The following is an 8,138-nucleotide window of genomic DNA, read 5'->3' on the forward strand; positions in this document are numbered from 1 at the left end:
CCCTGCCACTACGGCGGCCGTAGCGCCCGCTGCATCCTTCGCATCGCCGCCCACCAGACGCGATGGGGCATTGCGAGCGGCTGCATAGGCTGCAAATGGCGGGGAGCAATCAGCCAGTTCACAGGCGGCGAGGTAATCAAGGTTATCGGTGGTGCTCATAGGGGTTTCCTGTTTCATTTCATTAGTCCTTTAATTCATGCGTCCCGATGGACAGGAACAAGACTAACGAAATAAAACGGGCTGCCCGGCTGCGCCCTGTGTCGATAAGTGTCTGCGTCAATTCACCGGCTTGCCGGTTGTTGTGAAGAAGCAACAGGTTGAGCTACCCGTGATCCCCCGACAGATCGGGCACCACAGAGCGTTCCACGGGCAAACAACGAAATGAACTACAAGGTGGGTAGCTCGCAAGCGATTGATTCGCGCGATACGCAGGCCGGAAGTCCGGCTTGCACATCGCGCGTTTACATTAGGATTTCGGCGCTTTCCCACAACCGCGCGTGGGCGATATGACAAGCCGACTGGATCAGGCTGTAGGCTTCTCGCCGTACCAGCGCGGCGTATAGACCCAATTGCCACCGCTGTTACGAGGAAAGGTGCAGGTCAGCGATGAACCGATCAGCACCATGGTGCGCATGTCGACCTGATCCGGGGTCAGTTCGCCCAGCGTGATCACACGCAATGTCTGACCCGGACGCCCAACGTCACGCCCCAATGTCACAGGGGTTTCGGGAAGCCGATGCTGACGCACGATTTCCAGCGCACGGCCCAGTTGCCAAGGGCGGGAGCGGGATATCGGGTTGTAGAACGCCAGCGCCAGATCGGCCTGACAGGCCAGGTCCAGACGCTTTTCGATGATGTCCCACGGTTTGAGGTTGTCGGACAGCGATAGCACGCAAAAGTCATGACCCAGCGGCGCACCGGCCTGGGCGGCAGTTGCCAGAGAAGCCGAGACACCCGGCAGAATTTCCAGCTCGACCGCATGCCAGTGCGGGTTGTCGGACTCATGCAGCGCTTCAAGCACCGCCGAGGCCATGGCGAAGACGCCCGGATCACCGGACGACACGACCACCACCGAGCGACCTTGCGCGGCCAGTTCGAAGGCATGCCGGGCACGCAGCATTTCTTCGCGATTATCGGTGCAGTGCAGCACCTGATCGGCGCGAAACGGCCCGGCCATGCGCACGTAGGTTTCATAACCGAGCACGTCATTGGCGCGTGCCAGCTCTGTTTTGACCGCAGGCACCATCAGCTCAGCTGCGCCGGGACCAAGGCCGATGACGGCGAGGCGACCGCGACCACGGCCAATGTGTTGCACGTTCAGCGGTTGCGTCGCCACGGCAATCGCCATGTCGCTGCCGACGCTGAGTGGCGGCAGCCGTTGCGGCACGGCGCTGGAGGCCATTTCACTGGCTGAACCCGCCTTGTCAAAGCGCACCGGAACATCCAGTTCACTGGCGGCCTGGTGCAACAGCGCGTTGGCCATCTGCTCTTCGCTGGCCAGCAGGCAGGCCAGGGATTGCTCGGCAATGTTCGAGTCGCGCAATGCCGTACGCACATGTGCAGCCAGTTCAGCGGTTATTTCGCTGACGGCGACCAGCACACTGCGCGGGTAGATCAGTAATTCATTGGCCGCAGGCTCACGCAGGGCACAGCCAACATGAATCGCCAGCTCGGCCTGCGGGTCTTCAGGCAATTGCGCCCGAGCCAGCCACGGGGCCTCGCCTTCGATGCGCACCGGCTCACCGGAGAGCAGATCGGAGACAAAACGTTTGCCCAGCTCCAGATCGCCCAATGCATAGCCGCTGGGCGGGTTGAGCAGGCACGTGCCGAAGCGCAACTCGCCGCTGGTGGTAATGGCCGGTGCAACGCCAAGCCCGCTGGCAATGCTGCGCGCCATGACATTGACCCCGCCCAGACCGCCCAGCAGCGGCACCACGGCGCTGCCGTCCTCAGCCACGGCCAGCACCGGGGGCTCGACGCCCTTTTCCAGCAACAGCGGGGCCAGCGTGCGAATCACGATGCCGGCGGCACACAGGGCAATGATCGGCGTGTTCTGCTGATACAACTGACGCAGCGTGGCACCGAACTCGCTGTACGTATTGTCAGCGCCCTGCACGCGCTCGGCCAGGCCATGAATCAGCGCATCGGGAAACAGTTGCTGAATGCGCTTTGCAGTCGCGAGGCTGCCGTTACCGAGAATGACAATGGCCGGAGTGTTGGGAGTCATCAGCCTTGCCACCTGTCACCAGGAACGATAATCAGCGAAAAGTACGGCGAAGACATCGGATCGACCTGATCCAGCGGCACGATTTTCTGGTTGCTCATGGTCGCGCGCTCGACATACAGCGCACGTCCGGCCATGCCCAGCTCGGTCAGCACTTCGCGGACCTTGTGGAAGTTGCGACCCAGTTTCATGATCACCGCAGCATCGGCATCGGCCAGCTTGCGTTTCAGGTCATCGTGGGACAGCACACCGGACAGCACCGACAGGCTCTGGTTGCGATACACCAACGGCGCGCCCAGTACCGACGCGCCACCGAGCATCGAACACACACCCGGAATCACTTCAGCCTCGTAGCGCTCGGCCAGGCGGTCGTGCAAGTACATATAAGAGCCGTAGAAGAACGGGTCGCCTTCGCAGATCACCGCCACATCGCGCCCGGCATCCAGGTGCGCAGCCACTTGAAGGCTGGACGCGTCGTAGAAGTCACTGATGACTTTCTCGTACGACAACGGCGCTGGCAATGCCTCGGTGGTGACCGGGTAGACCAGCGGCATCAAGGTCTGAACGTCCTGCAGGTGCGCTTCGATGATGCCGAACGCGTTGCCCTTTTTGCCCTTGGCCACGAAGTACGCCACCACCGGCGACTCGCGCAGCAGGCGCAAGGCTTTGACGGTAATCAGTTCCGGGTCGCCGGGACCGACGCCCAGGCCAATCAATCGACCGCGTGCCTGCATCATTCGATCTCCGTGGCCAGTGCGTTGACAGCGGCCACGGCCATGGCGCTACCGCCACGACGGCCCTGCATGATCACAAAGGGCACGCCACGGCTGTCGGCAGCGAGCATGGCCTTGGACTCGGCAGCGCCGACAAAACCGACCGGAAAACCGAGAATCAATGCGGGTTTCGGCGCGCCGGCATCGAGCATTTCCAACAGGTAAAACAGCGCGGTCGGCGCGTTGCCGATGACCACAACGCTGCCTTCCAGGTGCGGACGCCACAGTTCCAGCGCCACGGCGGAGCGTGTGTTGCCCATCTCAAGCGCCATTTCGCGCACACCCTCATCGTGCAATGTGCAGATGATCGGGTTGTTGGCAGGCAATCGGGTACGGGTGATGCCTTCTGAAACCATGCGTGCGTCGCAAAGGATCGGCGCACCGGCGGCAAGGGCGTTGCGCCCGGCGGTACCGGCACCCGGCGAGAAGCGCAGGTCTTCGATGACTTCGACCATACCGCAGGCATGGATCACGCGCACGGCGAGTTTTTCCAGGTCGGCGGGGATCGTGTCCAGGCGCGCTTCGGCGCGAATGATCGAGAAGGAGTTGCGATATATCTCCTGACCATCGCGGATGTAATCAATCATGCAATGCTGCTCCGTGAGTCGGCGTTCAACTGCGCACCGACTGCTTCAATAGTAAGGTCACGCGCGCGCAGCACACCGAAACCGGAGTGGGCTGCGTCGCGAAAATAAAGGTCGTAGCGGCCGGGCGCAACGGCCAGCAACGTCACCGGCGCCACGTGAGCAGCGGCACACGAACGTAGGCAACCGCTCAAGTGCACAGCCTGGCCAACAGCAAGGCCGCTGGCCAGTTGCAGGGCATCGGCTTTGGTGTCGGCCAACCCCTTGGCGCATCCGGCAGACCCGGTGCACGCCACAATCTGCGCCAGCGGCTGTTCAGCCGAACAAATCAGGCCTGCTGCCTGCAACGCCGCCATCACGGCTGCCGAACGCTCAGCCGGCACGTTGGGCAGCAGCAAACTTTGCCAGGGCGTCAGGCGCAAGGTGCCGTCGCCCTGATCCGCCGCCAGTTGCGCCACCGTAGCGAGCGTGGGCGCGGTCAGACGACCCAGCGGCACCACGGCACCGACCGCCACCAGGCCTGACTGCGCCTGTGGATAAACACCGATATGCCGATTGCCCTGAACGGCCGGGCGCTGCCAGCCGGTAACTGTTTCATCAGCCCGCACCGTGCAGCTCAGCCGGGCAGCAAGCTGGCGCAGCAGCTCATCTGTGGATAACTCTGCCAGCAAATGCCGCATCCGGGTGTGCTCCGGACGGGCCAGATCGAGGAACAGTTCGAGCAACGCGACAACCAACGCCTCTCCAGCCGCCAGCGGTACAGCGGCCAGCGGGCGATCACTGGCCGGACAACCCGCTAGCCCGAACGCCAGCAGCACCTCGTCGCCCGTTTTCAGCGCCGACAACCAGACGTCATGTGGATGTTCCAGCATGACCAGCGCTTCACCGGCATCCAGCGACAGCGCGAACTTGGGCGACAGCTCTTGAAAGCGCGGGTGGTTTTCCAGCGCACGCAGAATCTGCGCAGCCAATGGCCGGGCATCGAACAGCATGTGCGGGTCCAGCCCGGCGGTCGGGCTGAGCATCAGGTTGCGCACATCGTCACTGGCAGGGTTGGCCGGGCCGAGCCCTGCGGCCATCAGCGTTTCAATCAGGCCGTCATGATCAGCGCTAATGCCGCGAATCTGCAGATTGGCGCGGTTGGTGGCTTCGATCACGCCCTGTGCATAAGTTTGCGCAGCCTGTGCAACCGCCAGCGCCTGCGCGCTGGTGATGACACCACCCGCCAGTTTGATCCGGCAGATTCCGCCGTCCAGCGCCGGGACGATACGCAGCAACCCCGGACAGGCCGAGGGGCGTAGCGTTACAGACGATGTGCGAGCGGACTGCTGCTCGTTCAATGGATCACCCGGTATGAACTGGCTGGAAAACGGATTAGAGCACTTGTACCCCGTCGGGCGCGGTATTATGCCTGCTTTGTCCGCAGGCATGAAAAGGCGCTCTGTCGGAAGTTCGGATTGAGGTGTGTGCATGTCGCCGTGGCTGACAGTCGTGGGAATCGGAGAAGACGGTTACAAGGGCCTGGGCAAGAACGCCCGGCACGCGCTGCTGCACGCCGATCAGGTGTTCGGCAGCCCGCGCCAGCTGGCGTTGCTGCCGCCCTGCATTGGTGCCGAACGGCGTGGATGGCCAAGCCCGTTCTCGCTGAACCCGGTGCTGGAACAGCGCGGTGCCGAGATTTGTGTACTGGCCAGCGGCGACCCCATGCTGTTCGGCGTCGGTGCCAGCCTGGCGCGTGTGGTCGCCATCGAAGAAATGCGCATCCTGCCTGCGCCCTCCTCTTATTCTCTAGCCGCCGCTCGTCTGGGCTGGCCGTTGCAGGAAGTCGTTACCTTGTCGGTGGTTGCCCGGCCGGTGGCCGCACTGAACGCGCATTTCCATCATGGCGTGCGCCTGTTGGTGCTGAGTAATGACGGCAGCAGCCCCGCCGTGATCGCCGGTCTGCTGCGCGAGCGAGGCTTCGGCCCCAGCCGCATGACCGTGCTTGAGCATCTGGGCGGTGATGCGGAACGGCGTGTCGAAGGGCTGGCCAGCGAATGGGGCAACCCTGAAATCGCTGCGCTCAACCTGGTCGCTATCGATTGTCGCGCCGATGCCAGCGCCATTCGCCTGAGCACGCTGGCCGGTTTGCCGGACAGCGCCTTCGAGCATGACGGCCAGTTGACCAAGCGCGATGTGCGCGCCATCACCCTCGCCCGCCTTGCCCCGGTGCCGGGCGAATTGCTCTGGGATGTTGGGGCGGGCTGTGGCTCTATCGGCATCGAATGGATGCGTGCTCATCCGACCTGTCGGGCCATGGCCATCGAGGCCGACGAGGGTCGTCAGCAACTGATCGAATTCAATCGCGATGCGCTCGGCGTGCCCGGCCTGCAACTGGTGCGCGGCAGTGCACCTCAGGCGCTGGGCGGCCTGGAACGCCCGGATGCGATTTTCATCGGCGGCGGCGTCACGCGTATCGGCGTGCTGGAAACCTGCTGGGAGCAACTGCGCTCCGGCGGACGACTGGTGGCCAACGCAGTGACCCTGCAAAGCGAGGTCGCACTGATGGCCTGGCGCGAGCGGCATGGCGGCGAACTGACGCGCATTCACGTCGCGCATGCCCAGCCTCTCGGCGAGTTCGACACCTGGCGTCAGGCGCTGCCGATCACCCTGCTGGACGTAGTCAAACCCTGATGCGCGAAGAAACCGCCGAACAACCTGCCCCGCTGCGCAGCGGCCTGACCACCGGCAGTTGCGCGACCGCGACCAGCCTGGCGGCGGCGCGATTGCTGCTCAGTGGGCAGATAAGCGATGCGGTGGAGATTGTGTTGCCCAAGGGCAAGCAGGTGCAGATGCGTCTGGAATTCTGCCGGCTTGTGGATAACTTCGCCGAAGCCGGAACACTCAAGGATGCCGGTGATGACCCCGACGTCACCCACGGCGCAATGGTGTTTGCCCGCGTCAGGCAGGAAGCGGCGCCCGGCGTGCGCTTCGTGGCGGGCGCAGGTGTGGGCAGCGTAACCCGCCCCGGCCTGGTGCTGGCGGTGGGCGAGCCGGCCATCAACCCGGTGCCTCGACGCATGATGACCGAGCACTTGCTGCGGCTGGCAGAAGAACTCGGCTACAGCGGCGGTTTCGAGGTCACGATTGGCGTCGAGGGCGGCGAAGCGCTGGCGCTCAAGACCATGAACCCGCGCCTCGGCATTCTCGGCGGTTTGTCGATTCTGGGCACCAGCGGGATCGTCCGGCCGTTTTCCTGCGCGGCCTACATCGCCTCGATCCATCAAGGTATCGACGTCGCCACCACCAACGGCTACCGGCATATCGCCGCCTGCACCGGCAATGCCAGCGAAGACACCATGCGCCGCGTCTACAACATTCCGGATATCGCCCTGATCGAGATGGGCGACTTCGTGGGCGCGGTACTCAAGCATCTGCGCAAGGTGCCTGTGGATAAGTTGAGCCTGTGCGGCGGCTTCGGCAAGATCAGCAAACTGGCCGCCGGGCACATGGACCTGCACAGCCGCCATTCAAGCATCGACCTGCCGCAACTGGCGCTATGGGCGGCGGATGTCGGCGCGGACGCGGCCTTGCAGCAACATATTCTTCACGCCAATACCAGCCAGCAGGCGCTGGCGATGTGCGCGGCGGCTGGCGTGCCGCTGGGCGATGAGGTGTGTCGTCATGCGCTGGCGTTTGCCCGCAGCGTGGTGCCTGCCACTGTTCAGGTCGAGGTGTTCGCCATCGACCGTCAGGGTGGGGTTGTCGGTCAGGCGGGTGTTGCGTTATCCAAGGAACACACATGAAACGAATTCTGCTGTTGGGCGGCATTACCGAAGCACTGGCGATTGCACGCAGGCTCGGGCCTGAGCACATCTACAGTCTGGCGGGCGTTGGCCGGGTGCCGACCGATCTGGCCTGTCAGTTGAAAATCGGCGGCTATGGCGGCGCAGAGGGCATGGCGCAGTACATTCGCGAACAGGGTATCGATCTGCTGCTTGATGCTACCCATCCGTATGCCGCGCAGATCAGCCACAACGCCGCGCTGGCCGCCAGGATAACTGACGTTCACTGCTGGGCCTTGCGCCGCACGGCATGGCAGCCCGGCCCCGAGGATGACTGGCGTGAAGTGGCCGACTGGTCAGCGCTGGTCACGGCACTGGCCCCTTTCAAGCGACCGCTGTTCACGCTGGGTCGCGAGCCCTTGCAGCATCTCAATGAAATCCCGGAACACCAGTTTTGGACACTGCGCGCACTGGACAGCTACCCCGGCAACGACCGCTGCGAAGTCATCGGCGCGCGCGGTCCGTTTGTACTGGAAGACGAACGCCAACTGTTCGAGCAACGCAATATCGACGTGCTGATCAGCAAAAACAGCGGCAGCAGCTCCACCGAACCCAAACTGGATGTCGCCCGCGAACGCGGCCTGCCCGTCCTGATCCTGAAACGCCCGCCATTGCCTGAGGTGAATCGGGTGTTTTGGGGGGTGGATGAGGTGCTTGGCGCGTTGGACTTTTGAGACTGTCTCAAATGTGGGATCGCCGCCCTGGTCGCTACAGCATGATCACAACGCTCATG

7 protein-coding genes are annotated in these 8,138 nt (G+C 63.4%); 3 read left to right on the forward strand and 4 right to left on the reverse strand.

The genetic code is table 11. The features are described 5' to 3' along the window. Nucleotides 1-523 precede the first annotated feature (523 nt). From cobJ to cobG, 4 genes are read right to left on the reverse strand one after another with little or no spacing between them, the layout of a single operon-like run. Nucleotides 524-2,227, reverse strand: coding sequence for a precorrin-3B C(17)-methyltransferase (gene cobJ / locus DW49_RS0100770; RefSeq protein WP_024420038.1), 1,704 nt, complete (start codon nucleotides 2,225-2,227; stop codon nucleotides 524-526). After that, a complete protein-coding gene (locus DW49_RS0100775) occupies nucleotides 2,227-2,958 on the reverse strand; it encodes a precorrin-2 C(20)-methyltransferase (RefSeq protein ID WP_005736796.1) in 732 nt (243 codons plus the stop codon). The genes cobJ and DW49_RS0100775 overlap by 1 nt, the downstream gene beginning before the upstream one ends. After that, nucleotides 2,958-3,584, reverse strand: a complete 627-nt coding sequence (locus DW49_RS0100780) for a precorrin-8X methylmutase (protein ID WP_017702630.1) — start codon at nucleotides 3,582-3,584, stop codon at nucleotides 2,958-2,960. Before DW49_RS0100780 ends, DW49_RS0100775 begins: the two co-directional genes overlap by 1 nt. Continuing rightward, on the reverse strand, nucleotides 3,581-4,921 hold the full coding sequence (cobG, locus tag DW49_RS0100785) for a precorrin-3B synthase (protein WP_189393322.1): 1,341 nt from the start codon (nucleotides 4,919-4,921) through the stop codon (nucleotides 3,581-3,583). The genes DW49_RS0100780 and cobG overlap by 4 nt, the downstream gene beginning before the upstream one ends. A gap of 130 nt (nucleotides 4,922-5,051) precedes the next feature. Here cobG and DW49_RS0100790 point away from each other — a divergent pair, with 130 nt between their 5' ends. The 3 genes from DW49_RS0100790 to DW49_RS0100800 are packed head-to-tail and all read left to right on the forward strand — an operon-like array spanning nucleotide 5,052 to nucleotide 8,079. Further along, a complete protein-coding gene (locus DW49_RS0100790) occupies nucleotides 5,052-6,254 on the forward strand; it encodes a bifunctional cobalt-precorrin-7 (C(5))-methyltransferase/cobalt-precorrin-6B (C(15))-methyltransferase (protein WP_005620727.1) in 1,203 nt (400 codons plus the stop codon). Next, nucleotides 6,254-7,366, forward strand: a complete 1,113-nt coding sequence (locus DW49_RS0100795) for a cobalt-precorrin-5B (C(1))-methyltransferase (RefSeq protein ID WP_005620728.1) — start codon at nucleotides 6,254-6,256, stop codon at nucleotides 7,364-7,366. Before DW49_RS0100790 ends, DW49_RS0100795 begins: the two co-directional genes overlap by 1 nt. After that, nucleotides 7,363-8,079 carry a cobalt-precorrin-6A reductase gene (locus tag DW49_RS0100800; protein ID WP_005620730.1) on the forward strand — a complete coding sequence of 239 codons (717 nt, stop codon included), beginning with the start codon at nucleotides 7,363-7,365 and terminating at the stop codon, nucleotides 8,077-8,079. The genes DW49_RS0100795 and DW49_RS0100800 overlap by 4 nt, the downstream gene beginning before the upstream one ends. Nucleotides 8,080-8,138: the final 59 nt, after the last annotated feature.

The sequence above is a fragment of the Pseudomonas avellanae BPIC 631 genome (assembly GCF_000444135.1).
Lineage (GTDB): Bacteria > Pseudomonadota > Gammaproteobacteria > Pseudomonadales > Pseudomonadaceae > Aquipseudomonas > Aquipseudomonas avellanae.